The sequence below is a fragment of the Verrucomicrobiota bacterium genome, from assembly GCA_037139415.1.
GTDB lineage: Bacteria > Verrucomicrobiota > Verrucomicrobiia > Limisphaerales > Fontisphaeraceae > JBAXGN01.
Map to the genome: position 1 here is coordinate 1 of JBAXGN010000148.1, position 21,083 is coordinate 21,083.

The window sequence follows — 21,083 nt, forward strand, 5'->3', positions numbered from 1 at the left end:
GGCGGGACTTGCACCCGCTGGCCTGTCAAAGATCGAAGGCTGCACCAAAAAGATTTACTGGCAAAAAAATTAAAACGAGAAGATAGAAGCTGGGAGTTCGGAGTTAGAATGCCGCAAACGGGCGATGGAAGATCGCCGGCGGCTGGTGTCGAACTGCATCTATTCATGTCATTCATGGCGTCATGGTAGCAGGGATTGGTTGAGGGTGGTTTCCTCCCAGAGGAGAATAATTCAAATGCGGAACGCTCGATTGCGGAATGCGGATTTCGGAATGCGGAATGATGACCAGTGACCAGTGACCAGTGACCAGTGACCAGTGATCAGGAGAGAAACAGGCCGGTAAAATTGGGATGGAACATGGCAAAACGATTATCTGGCAGAAAAATAAGACCGAAGAAAATAGAAATTTGGAGTCAGGAGGTTACCGCTCGATTCGAGTTATTGTTGTGAATGACCCTTTTTTGGACTTTAAGGCAATTCTTTTGAACGGCAGGGCGAGTTGCCAATTGGCAACTCGATAATTTTTGCATCGGGTCTCATATCGCAACTGGTTCGATTTTTTGGTTTCATCCGCCGACAGAATTGGTAGAGTGGCACTGCATTTTCACTCGTTGATGGTTAAAATTTAGGACTCAACGGCGTTTGGCAATGAAGGACAAAGCAATAACGGAAGGGCATCGTGCCAGATTAAGGGAGCAGCTCCTCTCTGGTGATGGCGCATTGCGTTCTGGCTTGGTCCCGCCAATACTAGTGCTACCCAATTCAATTTCAAGGGAGTTCAAACTCAAATGTTCCGGTGCACATTCTGAGTTAACGGAGCGCCAGCCTGAGCCTGCCTGTGAAAACAGTACCCCGGTGTCAAATACACAGTGAGCACTATGTCCTCCCGCTTTTTTACCAACCACGACGAGCATACGCTCCTGAAAAAGTTTCAGGGAATTTTCGATAGCAATGCTGATATCGAACGGTTCGACGCGTTGGTGGGGTTCCTGCGAGCCTCGGGTTACTTTGCCATCCGGCCCCACCTGGCCAAAGTTCCGCATGTTCGCATTCTGGTTGGCATCAATGTGGACACCATCATGGCGGATTTCCACCGCCGTGGTTTGCTGTTCCTGGCGGACCCCACCAAAGCCCTCCAGGAGTTTAAGAACGAGCTCCGTGCCGACATTCAGCGAGCCGACTATAAGCAGGAAATCGAGGCCGGCATCATCCAGTTTGTGGAGGACGTCATTTCCAAGAAGATTGAGTTGCGCGCCCATCCGACCAAACGGTTGCATGCCAAGCTCTACATTTTCCGCCCCAAAGGCTTCAACGAGCACAAGCCCGGCGCCGTCATCACCGGATCATCCAACCTCACCGGCGCGGGCATCGGCGTGGACGAGAACAGCCGCAACTACGAATTCAACGTCCTGCTCCATGATTACCCGGACGTGTGCTATGCCACCGAGGAGTTCGAACGCCTCTGGCTGGAATCCGTGGAAATCCTGCCCAAGTTTTTACAAGAGGTCCGCGACAGCACCTATCTGGCGGCCACGGTCACGCCCTACGAGCTCTATTTTAAGCTCTTGCTTGAGTACTTTGGCCAGAGCATCGAATACGACCCGAATGCCATCACCGACATGCCGGATGGTTTCAAGCGCCTCACCTACCAGGTGGACGCCGTCACCAGCGGGTTTCGCCTCTTGGAAAAGCATGGCGGCTTTTTCCTGGCCGACGTGGTCGGCTTGGGCAAAACCATCATTGCCACCCTCATCGCCAAGAAATTCTATTTCTACAACGGTTTCCCTGAGCATCGTTCGCATACCCTTATTGTGGTGCCCCCGGCGATCGAGGATAGCTGGCGTGAAACCGTCGACGCCTTCCGGCTCGATAATTGTGAATTCATCACCAATGGCAGCCTGCATAAAGTCCGCCGGCTTGAGCGTTTCGACCTCATCATCGTGGATGAGGCCCACAAGTTCCGCAATGACACCGCTGATGCGTTCGATGAACTGCAGCGCATTTGCAAATCCCCCACCCAGCGCCTGTTGCCCGACGGTTCCCGCGCTGCCAAAAAGGTCATCCTGGTCAGCGCCACGCCGCTCAACAATCGCCCGGACGACATCCGCAACCTCATTTCCCTGTTCCAGGATTTGAAGGATTCCACGTTGAGCGTGGCCAATCTTCAACGCTTTTTCGTTCAGCGCGAAAAGGAATATCGGCAGGCCAAACTCCAGCCGGACGTCGAGGAAGCCCGCAAGCAGGTTAAAAATATCTACGAATTGATCCGCACCAAGGTCATTTCCGAAGTCATTGTTCGTCGTACCCGCAGCGACTTGTTGGCTCATGACGATTACCGGGTGGACCTGGAGCACCAAGGGGTCATTTTCCCTGAGATCAGGCCACCGCGCAAAATCCTCTACCAACTCGCGCCCGCTCTGGAAGACCTCTATGACCGCACGGTCCGCCTCCTGTCCCTGCCGGATGGCTCCGGTCTTACCTACAACCGCTATCGCGCCATCGGTTTTTTGAAGCCGGATAAGAAACGCAAGTACGCCAGCGCCGATCGTATTTCCACCCAGTTGGCCTTTATCATGCGCACGCTGCTCATCAAGCGCCTGGATAGCAGCTTCTTTGCGTTCAAGCGATCCCTTGGCCGGTTTCGAGATGCCACCGGCGTTATGCGTGAAATGTTTGCCAAAGGCACCATCTATATCGCTCCAAATTTGAATGTCACCGAGTTCCTCATGGAAGGCCGCGAAGAGGAACTCATTGCCAAAATTGCCGAGCGCCAGCCCACTGATCCCACCATTGAAATTTGTACCCCAAGCGATTTTGAGGACGGCTTCATCGAGGGTATTGAGCAGGACTGGCAGAAACTCGATGCCTTCTGGAATGAATGGGATAAAGTGGAGGAAGATCCGAAACTGGACGAATTTCTTCGCCGTCTGAAATCCGAGCTTCAGGATCGCCAGATCAATCACGAGGGTAAGAAATTGGTGGTATTTTCTGAATCCAAGGATACCACGGGCTACCTTCTGGGCCGCCTCGCCCAGGCGGGCTACAAGCGCGTCCTGACCGTCAGTTCCGAAAACCGCGCCGAGCGAATGCCGGTCGTCCGCGCCAATTTCGATGCCAACACCGAGGCAAAGGCCAACGACTACGACATCCTCATTTCCACCGAAGTTCTGGCCGAAGGTGTGAACCTCCATCGGGCTAACGTCATCGTGAACTACGATACGCCGTGGAATTCCACCCGCCTTATGCAGCGGGTGGGCCGCGTCAACCGCATCGGCTGTGTCGCCCCTCGCATTTATATTTACAATTTCTACCCCACCGCTTGCGTGGACGACGACATCGAATTGCGCAAGAAGGCCATTATGAAGCTGCAGGCGTTCCACACTGCCTTGGGCGAGGATAGTCAGATTTACTCCGAAACGGAGGAAGTGGACACGTTTGGTCTGTTCGACCGCTCGCCCGAAGAGGAAGAGCGCGATGAACGCCTGGCCTTGCTCATGGAACTGCGCCAGTTCCGGCACCAACACCCGGAGCAATTCCGTCGCATTAAGGGCCTGCCGCTTCGTGCTCGGGTCGGCCGGGCCGATCCCGACCGTGCCGGCAGCACAGTCACCTTCATTCGCAGCCAGCGCCGTGACGCCTTTTACCGCATCTGCCCCTCGCCCGCGGGAGCGGGAGAGGGTGGCACGCCAGCGCCGGGTGAGGGTCAATCTGCAATCCCAAATCCGCAATCCGCAATGGAGGAAATCTCCCTGCTTGAAGCCGCCCGCGAGTTCCGGGCCCCGGACCCGTCCGAAAAGGCCGTCCCCCTTCATGCAGCGCACCATGTCCAGGTCAATGCCGCCCTGGTCGCCTTCAAAGAGTCGGTCACCACGGAGGCGCTCCAGGCTCAGACCGTGGATGCCGCCCAAGGCCCGAACGAGCGCAAAGCCCTCCAATATCTGGACGGGTTCGTGAGCCTTCCGTTCGTCAATGAGGAGGAGCGCCAGCTCATCCGTGCCGCCCAGGCTGCCATTCGCCGGGCGCGCTTCCAGAATCTGCAGCGGCAGGTGAACCAGCTATACCGCTCGACCAAAGAAGTGAAGCTCACCCCGGCCGCGCTGGCGGATAAACTCATGCAGATTCTCCGCACCTACCCCTTGGGTGCGTCGTCCCCGGAGCAGCCGGGGGCGCCGGTCCAGTTACGGCCCCAAGACACCACCCCGGAAATCATTCTATCGGAGTCATTCGCCAAATGACACATACCCATCCAGCTATCCTCCAGCAGGTTGAAAAAAAAATCAGATTTTTCTTGCCCCCTGCGCCGTATCTGCCGAGATTAACTCCAACAATGCCTGCCAGGCCTCTTAACAATGCCCAAATCGGTGGGCTGCTTTTTTTGGGGGGGATACCATGAGCCTGCATCGTTTATATTTTGATGAGTCAGGCGACCATACGTATCACGCCTTGGATGCTGTCCCCCGCCGCTTTCTGGCGCTTTGCGGCGTTATCTTCGAAGACCAGGAGTACCGCCTCTTCCAGCAGGAATTCGAGCAGCTCAAACGTAATTTTTTCAAAGGTGACCCGGACGAGAATATCGTTTTGCACCGCGAGGACATCTTGAATCGGCGCGGCCTCTTCTGCGTCTTGCAGGATGATGCCAAGCGCCGGGAATTCGATGCGGCCCTGACCGGCCTGTTGCAGAAAACGCCCTTTGCTGGAATATTGGTCGTTCTTGATAAAAAGGCTCATCTGGCTGGTGCCCACGCCGCCGTTCACCCTTACCACCACTGCTTGGCCGCCTTACTGGAACGGTATTGCTTATGGCTTGGGGACCGGCGCGGTGACGTCCTCGGCGAATCACGCGGCGGTAATGAAGACCGGCATTTGAAGGCGGCGTATCAAGCCATCTTTCAAGCCGGTACCCTGCGCCACGGCGCCGAGTTTTTCCAAGCCCGCTTGACCAGCAAGGACATTAAGCTTAAACCCAAGGAGAAAAACATTGCGGGTCTGCAATTGGCTGACCTTCTGGCGCACCCCGCGAAACAACGTTGTTTGGCCAGGCACAGTGTCCCGGAGGTGGTCGAAGGCGACTTTGGCCGGCGAGTAGCCGACCTGCTTTGGCCAAAATTGGGAAAAGCGAAGGATGATGATTTATGCCCCTCGGGCGAAATACTCTTGGCTTAAAAAGAGAAAGCCCCTGTCGCCAGGAGCTTTGCTCGCGATGGCCCATGCGGGCCATCCACCTGCCATCAGGCATTGGTAGCAACATAAGTTGTACCCTCCCCATTCGCAAGCCCAATCTGCATAAAAAAAGGCAATGCCGGGCATTGCTGCCCAACAAAGCCTCCGCCCTCAATACACCACTTTTCGTATCGTGTGTCAATGGCGGGTTGTTTTTTGAGCATCCTCCATTCCAAAACCTTTTGCCTTTTGCCTTTTACCTTTTACCTTTCCTCCCATGACCCGCGACCAAATCCAATCCATTCTCCACCAGGAGTACGACCAGCAGCGCTGGCTGCAGCTCTTGCTGGCCATCCTGCCGGGCACGGACGTCTTTTCCTCGCCGCAACCCGTTGAAGTTGACACCCAGATCGCCAAACGGGTGCATCACTTGGGACGGGTTAACCTCGCTGGTACCCGGCGTCTCGCTGTACTGGAAATCGAAGTGGCTGACCGGGTGGACCTGGTGCGCAATCGCGTTGGACTCCGTAATTTCATCGCCCGGTTCATTGACCAGGTCAACGCCCACGGCGTGCTCGCTGTGTTCCGGACGCCCAGTCAGGATTACCGGTTCACGTTCGCCGCCAAGGAATCCATCCTCACCGAGGACGGCGCACTGCTCACCAAGGAAACCGCTCCCCGCCGCTACACCTATGTCCTCGGCCCGAACGAACCCTGCCGCACCCCCGGCCAGCGCTTTGCCGCAGTTGCAGCGAAAGGACCGGCAGTCACCCTTGAGGATCTCACGGACGCCTTTTCCGTCGAAAAACTGAATCGGGAATTCTTCGAAAACTACAAGCTGCACTACCAGAAATTCTGCGCCCACTTGCTCGACGGCGATGTGCCGGCCAAAGTTTTTGGCATCAAGCTCAAGGGGCTGGATGATAAGGCCCGCGACCTCGCGCTCAAACCCGTCCGCGACTTCGTCAAAAAGCTGCTCGGGCGTTTGGTGTTCCTGCATTTCCTCCAGAAGAAAGGCTGGCTCGGTTGTCCCGTTTCCGTGGGTAGCAGCCGACGTAAGGAGACTCAAACATCGGCTCCCGGAAAAGATCAGCGTTCCGTTACCGCGCCTGCTACGGAATGGGGCGATGGCGATCCCGCTTTCCTGAAGAACCTGTTCGACACCGCCCCGGCTGCCGACCAGCACCGGTTTCATTCCCGCCGCCTCATTACGCTGTTCTTTGACACCCTCAACCGCCAGCGCAAGGGTGACCTCTTTGCTCTCACTGGCACGCGCGTGCCCTATCTCAACGGCGGTCTGTTCGAGCGCGACTTTGAAAACGTGGAGGAGATTGATTTCCCCGCCGAACTATTCCGCGACCTGCTCGAATTTTTCGGCCAATACAACTTCACCATAGACGAGAACGATCCCGACGATCACGAGATCGGCATTGATCCCGAAATGCTCGGGCACATCTTTGAAAACCTGCTGGAGGACAATAAGGACAAGGGCGCGTTCTACACCCCCAAGGCCATCGTCCGATACATGTGCCAGCAAAGCTTGATTTACTACCTCAAGCACCACTTGGGTGACCGGCCGGAACTCGAGACCCTCGTCCGCCGCAAGGACGTGGGCGACCCGCAGGCCAAGGACAACTGGATTCGCCACAGCGCCAAGCAGATCGAGAAACTGCTCGATGAAGTCAAAATCTGTGACCCGGCCATCGGTTCCGGCGCGTTTCCCATCGGCCTGCTCCAGGAAATCTATTGGATCAAGCTGAGCCTCGACTGGACGCTCGACCGCGCCAAGGCCAAGCGCGACATCATTCAGCACTCCATCTACGGCGTGGACCTGGATGCCGGCGCCGTGGAAATCGCCCGTCTCCGCTTCTGGCTGGCGCTGGTGGTGGAGGAAAACACCCCGCGCCCGCTGCCCAACCTCGATTACAAGATCATGCAGGGCAACTCCCTGCTGGAAAGTTTCGAGGGCATTGACCTCAGCAATCTCACCGGCAAGAAACGGCAGACGCTTCAGTTGCTGGGCACGGAGCAGACCGAGCTGGGCCTGAAAGCCGTGTCCACCGAACTCACCATCGAGTTCGCCGAGGGCAAGCAGGCGGAAATCACCGACCTCATCAGCGGCTACTTTGATCAGGACGACCACGAAAAGAAGCAGCAGTTGCACCGGCAGATCGATGAACTCGTCCTGGGTCACATTGAATACAACCTCGATCTGCACGAGGAACGGGTGCGGGCCGTGCTCGACAACGCCCGCAAGGAACTCAAACGCAAGCAAGCCGCCGCCCGTGGCTACGAGCCCACGAAAAGGGAAGCCGCCCGCATTGCCGAACTGGAAGCGCAATTGGCCGAGGTGGACCGCAAACGCGACGAACTGGCCAAGTTGCAGGAGAAACCGGAACGGCCGTTCTTCCTCTGGCACCTGTTTTTTCAGGACGCTTTCACGCAAGGCGGTTTTGACATCGTCATCGCGAATCCGCCTTACGTTCGTCAGGAATCCATCAAGGACCAGAAAGCCGCGCTGCAAGCCGAGCCTTATGAGTGCTACGACGGCACGGCGGACTTGCTGGTCTATTTCTACGAATGCGCAGTCAAGAAGCTGCGGGCCGGCGGCGCGCTGACGTTCATCACTTCCAATAAATTTTACCGCGCTGGCTACGGGGAGAAACTGCGCGGTTTTCTGGCGCGGGAGCTCACCTTGCATCGGCTCATTGATTTTGGCGACGCGCCTGTGTTTGAGGCGATTGCCTACGCCTCAATTCTCGAAGGTACAAAGGCCGTCCCACCTGCCGATTCCGCCTCGCTGGCCTACACTTGGGAACAGAAATTGCCGCTTGACCAGATTGGAACAATCGTTGCCGCCAGAGGGCAAAGGATCCTCCAAGAGGATCTGAAACCCGATGGCTGGCGACTTGAGTCGCCCGCGATGTTGCGCTTCCTTCGCAAACTTCGGCGCTGCGGCAAACCACTCCACGAATACGTGGAGGCCAATGTTTATCGGGGAATTACGACAGGATGCAATGAGGCGTTCATCATCGACCGGGCAACGCGTGATAACTTGATCCGCGAACACAAGTCATCAACTGAGGTTTTAAAGCCATATTTACGAGGCAAGGATGTGGATCGTTGGGGCGCATCACCGTCAGAGTTGTGGCTCATTTTTGTGCCGTGGCATTTTCCCCTTCACGAAGATCCGTCCATTTCCGGCGCTTCCCAAGAGGCTGAATCTGAGTTTTGCAAGCGCTACCCTGCCATCTTCAAGCACCTCTTAAGATTCAAAGTAGAACTTTCGAGCCGCAATAAAGAAGAAACAGGCATCCGTTATGAGTGGTATGCCCTACAAAGATGTGCGGCTGACTATTGGCAAGAATTTAAGAAGGTGAAGATCGTTTCAACCAAGGTTTCGATTCGCCCGACATTCGCGTTGGATTCAGACGGATGCTATCTTGCTAACACCTCATATTTCTTCCCTGCTGCAAACGTGGGACGATTCCTCCTTGGCTTGCTGAATTCTAGTTTGTTTTTCGCATACGCAAGAAAGGTTTTCGTAGAGAAGCAAGGCGGTTGGTTTGAGGTTCAGCCCGACGGCCTTGAAGCGTTTCCGATTCCCGACGCAGCGCCAGCCGACCAAGCCGAGTTGGGCGGTTTGGTTGCTCGCGTCACCGCTGCCAAGCGCGCAGGCAACGAGGCGTTGGTGCAGTCGTTGGAGCGGGAAATGGACGCCATCGTGTTCCGGCTCTACGCCCTCACGCCGGAGGAAATCGCGCTGGTGCAGTCCGCCACGGGAGGGGGCAAGGTATGAACAGATGCAGAGAAACATTGTCAAAATGCCGGAGATACGATAATTTATTACCGACGTTCCGAGTATGAAAAACGAATTTCTCAAGCCCCGCTTCACGGGCGCCCGTTTCGACGAGCATACCTTGCCCGTGGACGTCGCCCGCGATCTCGCGGCTTACGAAGAACTGGTTATTGAATTGGCCAAGCATCTTTGGCTCGCGGATAATCCAGGACGCGAGCGCGTGCCGCGCGGTTTTGAAAAAGGTTTCAGCCTGCATCTGGAAGGCATGGTCGAAGCTGGCAGCGCTAAACCACTCTTGTCCTGTGTTGTGGCCGGGGCACTGGCCTTGCAGGGTGGAAACAATGAATATTTTGGTCAGGCCCGCGACTTGATTGCCGACTGTATCAGCGCCAGCGCCGCCGGTCAGGTCTTGCCAACTAAATTTCCCAAAGAGCTTTTGGACCATTTCAATGTCTTCGGCCGCTCGTTGCGTGAGGGCGAAGCACTGGAGTTGCCGCGTGCCGGCGGCGCAGCCCAACTGACACCGGAGCGCCGGAAGCAGTTGGTTTTGGATGCCCAGCGGGTTTACTCCAAGGATGTGGAGTTGACTGGCTGCGTTGGCGAAATTGATTGGGAAAAACAGACGTTCCGTTTGCGTCTTGATACGGGCAGCGCGGTTACGGTCCCGTTGCCGGAACATTTCCGGGAATTGGCCCGCCAGGCGGGGGGCAGAGAGCGTACGCGCGTATTAATTAAGGGCGTCGGCGTATTCGATGCTTACGACCATTTGCAAAAGCTCGCTGAAACACAACACTTGGAGTTGCAGCCAAACCAAACGCTGGCGGATCAGATTGATGAATTGGCGGCCTTGAAAGATGGCTGGTTGGAAGGACAGGGAAAAGCGCCTGACAAAGACCAGTTGGCATGGGCAACTGACAAACTCGTGGCCAGCTTTCCGGAAAGTCTGCCTTTCCCGCACGTTGGCCCGACACCGGAGGGAGGGCTTTTTTTGGAGTGGATTCACACGCCATGGAGGATTTCGGCGGAAATACTGCTTCCCAGCCACCAATGCGAGCTTCAAGCCACCCACACGACCACTGGAACAATGGTGGACAAAGACTGCGATTTGGATCAGACCAACGCGTGGCGGGAGTTATATGCGTTCGTGTGCGATCATCTTTCCCAATCCTGACCTATGCAATCCGCCACCTTACTGCTTCGCCAGGTTCACCCCCAATGGCTCAAAGAGGGTCACGTTTTGAGTCTCGCGTTTCGCCCGTTTCCCAAGGATGCAGGACTTTTGTCGGTGTATGATGGCGACTTAATTACTGCTGAAGCCTCGCACACACACTTTACAAGAGACTTGGGCTTTCAATCAGCCGGTGTTTGGGCCGTGTCCGGTCAAGAGTGTCAATCGTGCGATTTGCCTGCCCGCTCGGATGCGGAGGGGCATTATCCCGAACATGCGGTGATTGATTTTACGGCTCACCCGGAGAAAGCGCAAAAAGCTAAATCAAAGATTCTTGCCGCTAGAGCCGAAGAGCGGGGCTGTTTGTTTCGGCCAGCCTGATGGTCGCCGACCATGAGAATCACCGACAACGAGGTCACAAATTATCGCGGCTTCACCGGTAATGCGTTCCGATTGATTCTCGAACAGGGGCAATACCTGCTGATCTATGGCAAGAAAGACGCGGGCAACGAGTCGTTGGAGAAAGAAATTGACGCCATCGTGTTCCGGCTCTCCGCTCTCACGCCGGAAGAAATTAAACTCGTGGAGGAGACCACCCCAAAATGAACGCCAAAACAGTTCTATTTACCCGCGTGTTGCCGGATCTTAAAGCCGCGTCGCCTTATCTCACCACCGCTGCGATTACTCAGCGCGTGCAGGAGCTTGGTCTCGCAATCAAACCTGGCACGTTGCCGGTGTACCTCACCGAGGCTACGGCTGCCGGCCTCATCCACGACGCCGGTCGCGGCTGGTATTCCCGCTTGAGCGAACCATCCCCTTTGGATTCCAAGCCCACCGCCAAACTCATCCGCGCCGTCGAGAAGAAGTTTCCGCTGTTGGATTTCACGGTCTGGTCCACGGAACAGATTCGTGCCTACAGCCATCATCTGCTGGCCCGTTTTGTCACTTTCGTTCATACTGACCGCGATGCGATGCCCAGCGTGGCGGAGTTCCTCAGAAACGCCGGTTACGATGTACACTTGAACCCCCGCAGTGACGCCGCCCGACAGTTTATGATCCGCGAAAAGACGGTCGTCGTTAGGCCCAAAAACAACGCACAGCCTCACGTCGGTCGGCACGTCACTATCGAAGGCCTGCTGGTCGAATTATTCGTGGAGAGCCGCCCTTTGAATCTAATGGATCCTCACGAGTGTTACCGCATTTTCGCCAACCTAGCCGGGCAGTCGCGGATTTCGATGGGTGCCCTGCTTAATTACGCCCGCGAGCGACGTCCGGCAGCGTTATATTTCATGGAGTTAATTAACTCGGAATTTATGAAATAATCCGCGTAGATTAACCGAACGATTCGCAAAGAAAACGCTCATTTAAAATTCAATATCAACATGTTGCAAAAATAAACCCATGCTGTTGCCACATTGCCTTAACGCGGATTGGGTTCTGGCCAAAGCTCGCGAATTGCGACCGATGGACCCGCTGTTACTGGGAAAATGCATCCACGCGCTGGCCTTGCTGGGGCATTTGTCCGAGTCGGGATTGGAGTTTCTCTTCAAAGGCGGCACAAGCATGTTGCTGCACCTGAGCCCGATCCGTCGGTTGTCCATCGATATCGACATTGTGTGCGGGGCATCGCAGCGGGAGCTTGACGCCATTTTAACGCAAATCAGCACTCGGTCGCCCTTTCTCCGTTACGAAGAAGACCAACGCGGCGACCGAGGACTTCCCAAACGCAGGCACTTCAAGTTTTACTATCGGTCTCTCAATCCACAATTCCTTGGGCCATACGTCCTTTTGGATGTCGTGGAAGAATACACCAACAGATGACGATAAGGCATTGCGTGCTGGCTGGCGACGCTTCGGCAGTCATCTCATCCAGCACAAATTTGGTCTGGATGAAGCGCGGGTTGCCGCCGGCAAAACCGCGTTGCTCGCCACCGCCATGCTGACCAACGCTGACCAGCTTGATCTGGCCGCGCTACGTTACGTCAATTCCCCGGCAACCAATGAACGGATCCAGAGCCAGAACATCGTAAAGGCCGATTGGCAGGTCTTGAACCGGATCAAGAACGCGAATCCGGCGGCGTTCCATTACTGGCATCAGGCGGAACGGCTCTCGAACGGATGATCCTGGCTTCGCCGAATCATCGTTTATTTGAAAAACTTGCTGAGCTGGACTGAGCGGGTCAATGCAGCGAGGGCTTTTCCCCTCGCATTGGCGTTCCGGGCGCTTGAGTTGTCCGGGGTGAACATAAAAATAACACCTGTTTTGCAGCGGTGCCCGAGCTTGCCAACCGGGTTTTGCGGGTTATAGTGTTCATAGATGAACCGAAGCACGTCACCACCGCGCATCTGGACCGAAAGCTGAAAGGCACTTTATGAAACTGACGATGGAAACGGCGGGAACTTAAATTTTTTTGAGTCGGATTATAAGACTAAACGAACGTGATCCGAAGATGAGCAACAACAGCGAACGTTGCCCCCTCTGTGGTGGGCTAAAAATGCCGGGTAATACGACCTTCAGCGCCGATCTGGGCAGCGGGGTGGTGGTCGTGCGGCGGGTGCGCGCCACCGTCTGCTCGCAGTGCGGCGAGGAGTGGATTGATGACGGCACGGCCCGGCGATTGGAGCAGATTGTCAACGATGCCCGCACCCGTCGTCACGAAGTAGAAGTCACGGCCATGGCCTGACGAAGCATTTCCTCTTTATTTCCAGCATTTGCTGCGGTAAAATCACCTCAATCTGTGAACGCAGCTAGGGTGCAGATTTTGGCCATAATAAATAGATAACCTATGATTACCGAAATTCGCGTGAGTAATTTCCGGAGTCTTGGCATGAATGTGAAGTTGCGGCTGGGTGCCATGACGGCACTGGTCGGTCCCAATGGGACTGGAAAAAGCAACATTGCCGATGTGTTTCGTTTCGTGGCGGAAACCCTGACCATTGGGCTGGAATCAGCCATTGCGAGCCGTCATGGCATTAATGCCCTGCGCCGCTGGACACCAGGCCGTCCCTTCAACCTTGGGATTACGCTGTCTGTGAGCGAACCGTCCTTTTCGGGAGAATATGGGTTTGTCCTCGCGGGGGACAGTTCTGAGGAATATCAGGTCAAAGAGGAAACCGCGTTGATCATGCCAAAAAACCAGGCGATTACTTACCGCTATAAATTGTCAGAAGGCAAATGGCTGGAAGGCCCCTCTGATTTGCGTCCTAAAGTGACCGGACAAAGTCTGGCGTTGACGCTGGTGGGTGGGGATGAACGATTCGCACCGTTGGCTGGCGCCTTGAAAAACATGTGCGTGTACTCCATTTTCCCCGACCGCCTGCGGGAACCCCAAAAACCGGATCCCATCAAACCCATGAAACAGCACGGCGAGAATTGGGCCACGATATTGCAGGGGTTGTCTGGTAATGGTGGGGCCACGGAAATCAAGGCCGCGTTGGCCAAATTAACAGGCGACATCACGGGCTTTCGAGTGCGGCAACTGGGTGGGTATTTGAACGCGGAATTTCTGCATGACACGCCGCGCAAGCGCAAAAAAGACCGCCAGAAATGGTTCGAAGGGGCTCAGGAGTCGGATGGCACTCTGCGTGTGGCCGGCATCATCACCGCCTTAATCCAAGAACCGCCGTTGACGCTGATTGGCATTGAAGAACCTGAGCTTACGGTGCATGTCGGGGCCATACCGTTGCTGTTTGATTACCTGAAAGAAGCCTCGCGGCGAGAGCAAGTCTTGCTGACCACCCACAGTGTCGAATTGTTGGAGCGTTTGGACATTGAAGATATTCGGGTGGTGGAGCGGGTAAATGGGGCCACCAAGGTTTCCCCGGTAAATCAGACTCAGCGAGAGTCGGTAAAAAAGCGCTTACTCACCGTGGGCGAACTGATCAGCATGGAGGGGTTGCAGCCGGAATTGCTGCCAGAGGACGGCGCGGCAGGCAAGGAGGATTAAATGGGATTAGGTTACCTTGTCGTCGAGGGCCATGGTGAAATAGAGGCCGCTGTCAATTTGGTTGTTCGGCTGTGGCAAGACCTTCAGTTGCCTCCGCTTGCTTGGGCGAAGCCGATCCGTGGCAAAAATCTCCACCAAGAACGGGGTATCCAAAAAGCCTGCGAGTTGGTCCGCTCCAAATCGGATGTGACAGCGCTGCTCATTTTGCGCGACGAGGATGATGGCTGTCCCAAGGACCTTGCTCCGCTCACGGCCGCCTGGGTCGGTAACCTTAGGTTGCCTTTTCCCAGTGCTGTTGTCCTGGCCCACCGGGAATTTGAGGCATTCTTTCTGCCCTGTCTTGCTTCGATCGCGGGCAGAAAATTAGTCGGGCCGGGCGCTGTGGAAAGACCCGGTCTCCTGCCCGACACCAAATTCACTGGAGATCCGGAAAGTCTCCGAGGGGTCAAGGAATGGCTATCCAAAAACATGCCGGCAGGGCGTTCTTATAAACCAACCTTGGATCAACTTCCGTTGACACGCATGCTTGATTTCCAAGTCCTTCGACACTCCACACCGCCACTTCCTTGCTTTGGATCCTTAGAGCGAGGCCTTAAATTCCTAGCCCAACAGATCCAAGAGAAATCCAAAAAGGTTTATCCCCAAGCCCCTGGCGAGTGAATTTGCTCCCCATATTTTTTGCATTTGAATTGAGGTGTCAACCCAATTGAAGTATCAACCCATAGCCTGGTTCATTCTGCGCTTGGCATTAAACGTTGAATCCGCTTCCCGGTCACTAGGCCACGCAAATCAAGAGTCCAGTTTCCGGGGGACATTTATCCAGATGCCGTGAAGCGGCACATTTCTTTGGGAACGATTCAAAAGGAGGAATCATGAAAAACAGGAAAGGCTATGAATGACTCCGAAATCCTTTACAGGTTAGGTTCAAATTCTACAGAGTAAATAACCCCGCTTGACGTTAGTAACGTTATGCGTTACCTTAACGCATCGTGATAAGGTCGTTTGCGGATCGTGAATCGGAAAAAATTTGGAACGAGGCAAGATCGCTCCGGTTGCCGTTAGATATTCAGCAGCGCGCATTAAATAAGATGGCGCTGTTGAACCGTGCTGCCCGGCTGGAAGACTTGCGAGTTCCGCCTGGAAACCGCCTGGAAGCATTGGCGGGCAATCGTCGAGGGCAACATTCGATCCGCGTCAACGCCCAATGGCGGCTCTGTTTTCGGTGGGAGAACGGGGATGCCTTTGGGGTAGCAATATGTGATTATCATTAAATTATGAAACTTAAATTTCCTCATCCCGGCGACTTGTTGCGCACCGAATTTCTGGAGCCCATGGGGATTACCCCCTACCGGCTAGCCAAGGACATTGGCGTGCCATTAACTCGAATTGCGGCCATCCTGGCCTGTGAGCGAGCCGTGACTGCGGACACCGGCCTGCGCTTGGATTGTTACTTTGGCCTGAGTGAGGGCTACTGGTACGGACTTCAGCAAGACTATGACTTGCGATTGGCCAAACACAAGTTGCATTCCGTCCTGAGCCGCATCCATCCCTGTGTACCCGTGCCAGCTTGAACTGCTGGTGGATTTGGGGAACGATTCAAAAGGCGGCATCCTGAAAAACGGGAAATGCTATAGTCCGAAATTCGGATGGGAGATCGGACATGGCAAAAAAATTGGAACCCAATTCCTTTTGCAGAAAAATGAACCGGCAGAAAAATATAACTGCGGAAGATAGGAACTTGAAGTCAGGCGCTGGAACGGGCTGAGAATTCAAACCGCGAAACATGCTACAACCGCGAACGCTGAAAGCCAGAAGTTAGAAGACAGGATGAACCGGATGGACAGGATTGAATAACGCCGAAGCGCGAAAACCGAAAGAACTTTTGCAGAAAAATGGAGGGATGGAACATGGCATAAATATGGCAGGTGAAAAATGAAACCGAAGAAGATAGGAATTTGAAGTCAGGCGCTGGAACGGGTTCAGAATTCAAACCGCGAAACATGGCTAAAACCGCGAACGCTGAAAGCCAGAAGTTAGAAGAAGACAGGGTGAACCGGATGGACAGGATTGAATAAGTCCGAAGCGCGAAAACCGAAGGAACTTTTGCGGAAAAATGAAACGGCATTAAAATGGGAAATGCTTTGGGCTGACCCCAAATTTTGATACATCAAAGCCGTTGCGCCAGCCAATTATGAAAATCGCGCCAGGGCAGGGCCAACACGCCCGAGGCAACTTCCGTAGGTTTTTGCACACAACAAACCAGGATGCTTTCCCCACAAATGGTTGGCCCAATGATTTGCTGCCAGCGCAGCAAGGGTTGGATATGACCCGCCATGGGGGTGGCAGTTTGTTTAATTTCAACGCTATACAGTTTGCCGCCGATCTCCACGAGCAGATCCACTTCCAACCCGTCGTGCGAACGCCAGTAATATAAGTTGGGGCGGAGGCCGCGAGCGAGGAATGTTTTTACCGCCTCCATGACGATAAACCCTTCAAAAAAGGCCCCGCCAGCAGCGCCATGCCAGAGGGCTTCCGCACTGGGTTGCCGACTGAGATAGGCGGCCAAGGCGGAGTCCTAAAAATACATTTTGGGGGATTTGACGAGGCGTTTGCCAAAATTTCGGAAATAAGGCGGCAAGGTCCACAAGGTGTAGGAAGCGTTAAGCACCGAGAACCACGCCTTGGAAGTGTTGGCGACCACGCCACATTCCCGGCTGAGTTCCAGCAGATTTAACTCCTGCCCGTGCCGAGCGGCACAGAGCCCAAGGTACGTTTCAAAAGCGCGCAAATCCTGGACCGTGTGGAGTTGCCGGATATCCCGTTACAAGTAGTTTTACCAGACTGCCGCGGCCCGGTGATTAACACGGCGGGAAAATGTTGCCGGGCATGTTCAAAACCTGTTTGTAACTGGCGTTCCCAATACATGTGTCAAATTTGCATTTTAAATGCAAATTTGTCAACTCATTGATTATCAATTTTTTCTGATGTGAAATTTTTGGAAGGTTGCTGGTTAGGCGCAACGCTTTCGCCAAAAGAACCACCCAGTCAGCCCCAGGCCGAAGAGCATGTACATCGAAGGCTCCGGCACCGCCTGGACGCTATTATCACTGAGTCCAAAACCCACGAGCGTGTGCGTGCCGCCCGGAGACATATCGGCCACGTACAGGGTCCAGCTTCCATTCGGGTCAACGCCATCGAACGAACTCAAGGTTGCGGTGCGGGCGTCCGTGTCGCTGACGGACTCGGGACTGGTGGCTCGGCCATCGGGCGCCCAAATGCCGGTCAATGCAACCCCCAAGGGTTGAGTCTGATTGCCATTCAACGTCAGCCGATAATTATGGATGTCGGACGCCATATCGGCGAACGTGACGTACAGACCAGGATCGCCATACCCGTAAGGATTTGCGACAGTGCTGCCAACGCGGTTTAGCAGCACCGCATACCCGGAGCCGTGCGTGATGTAGGCATAGAGGTCGCCGTTATACTCGCCCTTAATGCTCAACGAGACCGATAGTTGCGAGATGGAATTGAATTCCGAGGTCACGTTCAGGGGGATGGCCAAACCGCCGCCGGTACCGTCGGGGATGGCTGCATTGAACGACCATGTATTGAAGACATGGGCGCGGGCGACGCTGGCTGAGCACAGCACGAGCAGGGCAGGCAGCATGTTATTCACAAGGAGACGTAGTTTCATAGTTCGCATTAGTTAATAGTTTTCGCCGGTGCAGGCTCACGGTTGGTTCAGGGCGCGGCACTCCCGTTGATTAAGTTGATTTGCAGGTTGTTGTCCGAAGGCGGCGGATCGTTGAAGAGGGCCTGCAAAGCGGCGAGCAACTGCAGGGACAGGGTGCTGCCGCTCTGAGCCTGACTGTAGAGAGTAGCCATGACACTCTGAGCGTACGGAGTTGGCGGGCGAGTTGTTTCATCACCTTGGTAGTGGGAGATGAACGCCTCGGTCAGCGCGGGCGCGAGGTATTGGGCCTGGGGCGACGGCAGATTGTAAGGCGGGGCCATCAACATGCCCGCCGAGATTTGCAAGAGTCCATTGGTGAGGAAGTTGTAGGCATACGTCTGGAAATCCTGCCCACCGAGATCGTAGTTGATGTTCGTCACCCGCAGGCTGGTGACGTTTAAGACACCGTTGTTCGACAGTGTCATGAAGCGGTACGGGCACGGGTACGTCACCGTCGAACCGGTCTCGATATCAAACAGGCTGCCCCCGACCAAGTTTGTGCGGACCACATCTTGGGCGTGATAGTGACCGGTGAGGACGACCTTCATCCCGTAATTCGCAAAGGTCTGGTCAATCGCCGGGTAGTTATCCAGCACGTAATCCGGGAAGAAGCTCTTCTGATATTGATAATGCTCCATCACGCCGTGGTGGACCATGCCGATCACGAACTTGCCCTGGCTGCGGGCCAGCGCGAGCTGGTTGGTGATCCAGTTCCACCGGCCGGTGTCAAAATAACCGCCTGTGTAAGGCGCGCCGTTGGTGTTCCGTTCATAGTGGCAGGCGTCCATCGCAAGAATCTGCAGGCCCGGCACTGGTTCCACCACATACGAGAGCGAATTTGAATCACGCGCGATGGCGTCCGCGAAACCAAACGGAGCGTAAATCGCCGCAAAGTCGTTCGATTGGATGGTCGGCACCGCGTTCATCGTTGATCCATCATACGAGACCGCGTGCGGATTGTTCACATCGTGATTGCCGGGGCAAACGAAGACTTTCGCGCCGTTAGCCTTGAGGGTCGCGAGATAATTGCTAACGGCCAGGTGACTGACCAGCTCCCCGTCCTTGGTGAGGTCGCCCGGCACGAGCACGATGTTCGGATGCGCGTTGCTCACGTTATTGATGACGGTCTCAAGGATGGCCTTGCTTTGGGCGAGCAATTTGCGGTCCTGCGCCATGTAGGCTTGGAAGGCCGTACCGTCGGCGACCAACAGACTGGGGTCCATATAGTGCGGATCGCTGAACACCGCGATGCTCGCGGTGGGCACCCGGGCCCGCACCGTCCGGTAGAAGCGAGTAGGATACGCGGTCCCTTCGACATCCACGAATTGGAACAAGCCATTGCTGCCGGCGGTGGCCCAGCCCAGATTGGCCCAATTCGCCAAGTCCGTTGATCCCTGTACTTGGTAAACAAAGCCGGGAATGCCAGCCGCGTTGAACGTCGTGTTGCTGGCGCCCACAGCCGGGACGCCCAAGACCGACAGCCCGTTCCCCGCCGAGCCAACCACCGTCACATTAACCGTGCCTTGAGCGCTGCTGCCGACGCTGTTGGTCACCGTGAAGGTGAATGAATCCGCACCAGTATAGCCCGCTGGCGGCGCATAATTGATCAGCCCGTTGGCCCACGTCACCACGCCGCCGTGAACGCTGGTCGAACTCACCCCGCTCAGCTTGGCCGAACCATACAAGTCCTGACAGAGTTGCAGAAGCTTCGCTACCGCGATACCACTCGAACTGTCCGCATCCGTGGTCAAGGCCAGGTTGCCAACAACCGGCTTGACGAGGTCAATCGTGGTCGTTTGGACGCTCCACGCGCCGCTGCTATTAGGATTGGCCGTGTTGTTGTACAGATACTCGCGTTCGGTCAGACGGCGATTCGCAATATCCAGCGAATACACTTGGAAGGAGAGCTTGGTTTCATCACCGATGCCCGCCAGCGGGGCGCCAGCGCCGGTGCCGGAGACATTGCCCTTCATCGGGGAATCCACCCGGAACAACGTCACCCCTGGCCAATCCGCATCCCGCAGATCAATCAGAGCGCCAGTGCTGGCGTTTTGGCCATTCCAGTTGGTGGTACCGTTAAAGTTGTCGTGACCGGCGAACATGGCCCGGACGTTCGGGTGCCCCATGAGCCAGTCAGCCACGCTCTGCTTCGCGGCGTTCAAATCCGCGTAACTGGTCGAACTATCCGTCCCGTTTAACAGGAAAGGCACATCGGCAGCATTATTTTTGCCGGTATTGGTCGGACTGCCAAAGATCTTGGTTTCGCCATCAGCCATATTGACGGGAGCATGGCAGAATAGGAAGGTCGGTGTGCTGTAGGGTACTTTGGCCATATCCGCAGTCATCCATTGCTGGATATTCTTATCAGGGAACATGTTGACCACCATGACGTGTACCCCGCCGATGTCGAAGGAGTAGTTCACCCGCAGATTTACGTTGGTGAAACTTGCGGGATTCGTAAATACATTGTTGGCGATCGCCTGCTTGCCGGAATATGGTGTCATGCGGTTGTAGATCTGAACAAACGATGTTGCATCCACATTGGTCGCATCAATGGAACCATTCATGCCAATCGCATCGCTGACATCATGGTTGCCCGGAGAGATAAAGACCGGAATGCCCAAACCCTGTTTATTGGTCAAGGTCAACAGACCACCGGCCAGATTGCCCAAGTTATTGTCACCGAGATAGTCATGCTGGAATTGGCTCCAGGTTGCCGCCGACTGTTGGACGGTGTACTTGGCGTTACCAGGGTAGTAGTACGATGGGTTGCCCAAGTAATTGACCGTGCTCGCCGTCGCAGCCGATTGCGATTCAGTGCGGTTGGCGATATCACCCGTGGTGATCAGGAAGTCCACCTGGCCAATCGTCTGGCCCGCACCCACGCCGCCGTCGTTCGGGAAGCTAAGACCAGGCAAGGCGTTCATCTTGGCAATCATCGCTTCGTTCACCAATTGAGATGGCACATTGGTGCCGCCCTGGAAGAACGGACGTGTGATGCCGTAATGGTTATCCGAGGTATAGACGAAGTTGACCACGTCGCTCAGCGCCTTCGCCGCAAAGTCCCCGTCATGATTGACCACCGCCCACACCTTCTGGCTCGAAGTATCCACGCCGTAGGTGCCGAGCGGGTAGCTGGAGTTGTACGGGCCAAACACAAACTGGCGCGTGCCACCCACGTTCTGGTCGGCCGCATTGACCCAGTGCCCGAAGGCATCCTTGCTGGCCAGGCAGAACTGCCCGCTCTGCAACTGCGCCAGGGACACACTGGCCGGA

At 55.3% G+C, this 21,083-nt stretch carries 20 protein-coding genes; 16 read left to right on the forward strand and 4 right to left on the reverse strand.

Features of this window, described 5'->3' with window-relative positions; translation table 11 throughout:
• The 16 genes from WCO56_21625 to WCO56_21700 all read left to right on the forward strand — a co-directional run.
• On the forward strand, nt 1–189 hold a 189-nt coding region (locus WCO56_21625; protein ID MEI7732190.1), incomplete at its 5' end, for a hypothetical protein.
• Nucleotides 190–878: 689 nt separating this feature from the next.
• Complete coding sequence (locus tag WCO56_21630; GenBank protein MEI7732191.1) at nt 879–4,235, forward strand: helicase-related protein; 3,357 nt, start codon at nt 879–881, stop codon at nt 4,233–4,235.
• Between the two features lie 154 nt (nt 4,236–4,389).
• Nucleotides 4,390–5,163 carry a DUF3800 domain-containing protein gene (locus WCO56_21635; protein ID MEI7732192.1) on the forward strand — a complete coding sequence of 258 codons (774 nt, stop codon included), beginning with the start codon at nt 4,390–4,392 and terminating at the stop codon, nt 5,161–5,163.
• A 274-nt stretch (nt 5,164–5,437) separates the two neighbouring features.
• Nucleotides 5,438–8,959 (forward strand): TaqI-like C-terminal specificity domain-containing protein, encoded by a 3,522-nt coding sequence (locus WCO56_21640; GenBank protein MEI7732193.1) that lies wholly within the window; start codon nt 5,438–5,440, stop codon nt 8,957–8,959.
• Nucleotides 8,960–9,023: 64 nt separating this feature from the next.
• Nucleotides 9,024–10,130 carry a hypothetical protein gene (locus WCO56_21645; GenBank protein MEI7732194.1) on the forward strand — a complete coding sequence of 369 codons (1,107 nt, stop codon included), beginning with the start codon at nt 9,024–9,026 and terminating at the stop codon, nt 10,128–10,130.
• A 3-nt stretch (nt 10,131–10,133) separates the two neighbouring features.
• Nucleotides 10,134–10,508: a hypothetical protein gene (locus WCO56_21650; protein MEI7732195.1), complete on the forward strand. Its 375-nt coding sequence runs from the start codon at nt 10,134–10,136 to the stop codon at nt 10,506–10,508.
• A gap of 12 nt (nt 10,509–10,520) precedes the next feature.
• Nucleotides 10,521–10,733 carry a hypothetical protein gene (locus WCO56_21655; protein MEI7732196.1) on the forward strand — a complete coding sequence of 71 codons (213 nt, stop codon included), beginning with the start codon at nt 10,521–10,523 and terminating at the stop codon, nt 10,731–10,733.
• A complete protein-coding gene (locus WCO56_21660) occupies nt 10,730–11,449 on the forward strand; it encodes a DUF6577 family protein (protein ID MEI7732197.1) in 720 nt (239 codons plus the stop codon). Before WCO56_21655 ends, WCO56_21660 begins: the two co-directional genes overlap by 4 nt.
• Nucleotides 11,450–11,528: 79 nt before the next feature.
• Complete coding sequence (locus tag WCO56_21665; GenBank protein ID MEI7732198.1) at nt 11,529–11,948, forward strand: nucleotidyl transferase AbiEii/AbiGii toxin family protein; 420 nt, start codon at nt 11,529–11,531, stop codon at nt 11,946–11,948.
• Nucleotides 11,920–12,249 carry a hypothetical protein gene (locus tag WCO56_21670; protein MEI7732199.1) on the forward strand — a complete coding sequence of 110 codons (330 nt, stop codon included), beginning with the start codon at nt 11,920–11,922 and terminating at the stop codon, nt 12,247–12,249. The genes WCO56_21665 and WCO56_21670 overlap by 29 nt, the downstream gene beginning before the upstream one ends.
• 328 nt (nt 12,250–12,577) lie before the next feature.
• Entirely contained in the window at nt 12,578–12,811 is a 234-nt protein-coding gene (locus WCO56_21675) for a type II toxin-antitoxin system MqsA family antitoxin (protein MEI7732200.1), read from the forward strand.
• Nucleotides 12,812–12,913: 102 nt separating this feature from the next.
• Entirely contained in the window at nt 12,914–14,074 is a 1,161-nt protein-coding gene (locus WCO56_21680) for an AAA family ATPase (GenBank protein MEI7732201.1), read from the forward strand.
• Nucleotides 14,075–14,734: a hypothetical protein gene (locus WCO56_21685; GenBank protein MEI7732202.1), complete on the forward strand. Its 660-nt coding sequence runs from the start codon at nt 14,075–14,077 to the stop codon at nt 14,732–14,734.
• Nucleotides 14,735–15,063: 329 nt separating this feature from the next.
• Entirely contained in the window at nt 15,064–15,345 is a 282-nt protein-coding gene (locus tag WCO56_21690; protein ID MEI7732203.1) for a type II toxin-antitoxin system RelE/ParE family toxin, read from the forward strand.
• Nucleotides 15,346–15,645, forward strand: coding sequence for a HigA family addiction module antitoxin (locus WCO56_21695; protein MEI7732204.1), 300 nt, complete (start codon nt 15,346–15,348; stop codon nt 15,643–15,645).
• 354 nt (nt 15,646–15,999) lie between these two features.
• The gene (locus tag WCO56_21700; GenBank protein MEI7732205.1) at nt 16,000–16,149 is read left to right on the forward strand and encodes a hypothetical protein; all 150 of its coding nucleotides are present in this window, start codon (nt 16,000–16,002) and stop codon (nt 16,147–16,149) included.
• Nucleotides 16,150–16,241: 92 nt separating this feature from the next.
• Here the strand turns inward: WCO56_21700 and WCO56_21705 are convergent, their stop codons facing one another.
• From WCO56_21705 to WCO56_21720, 4 genes are all read right to left on the reverse strand, one after another.
• Nucleotides 16,242–16,640, reverse strand: coding sequence for a DUF4143 domain-containing protein (locus tag WCO56_21705; GenBank protein MEI7732206.1), 399 nt, complete (start codon nt 16,638–16,640; stop codon nt 16,242–16,244).
• Between the two features lie 9 nt (nt 16,641–16,649).
• Nucleotides 16,650–16,862 carry a DUF4143 domain-containing protein gene (locus WCO56_21710; GenBank protein ID MEI7732207.1) on the reverse strand — a complete coding sequence of 71 codons (213 nt, stop codon included), beginning with the start codon at nt 16,860–16,862 and terminating at the stop codon, nt 16,650–16,652.
• 222 nt (nt 16,863–17,084) lie between these two features.
• Entirely contained in the window at nt 17,085–17,768 is a 684-nt protein-coding gene (locus WCO56_21715) for a PEP-CTERM sorting domain-containing protein (GenBank protein MEI7732208.1), read from the reverse strand.
• Nucleotides 17,769–17,815: 47 nt separating this feature from the next.
• Nucleotides 17,816–21,083: metallophosphoesterase (locus tag WCO56_21720; protein ID MEI7732209.1), on the reverse strand; the 3,268-nt coding region annotated here is incomplete at its 5' end.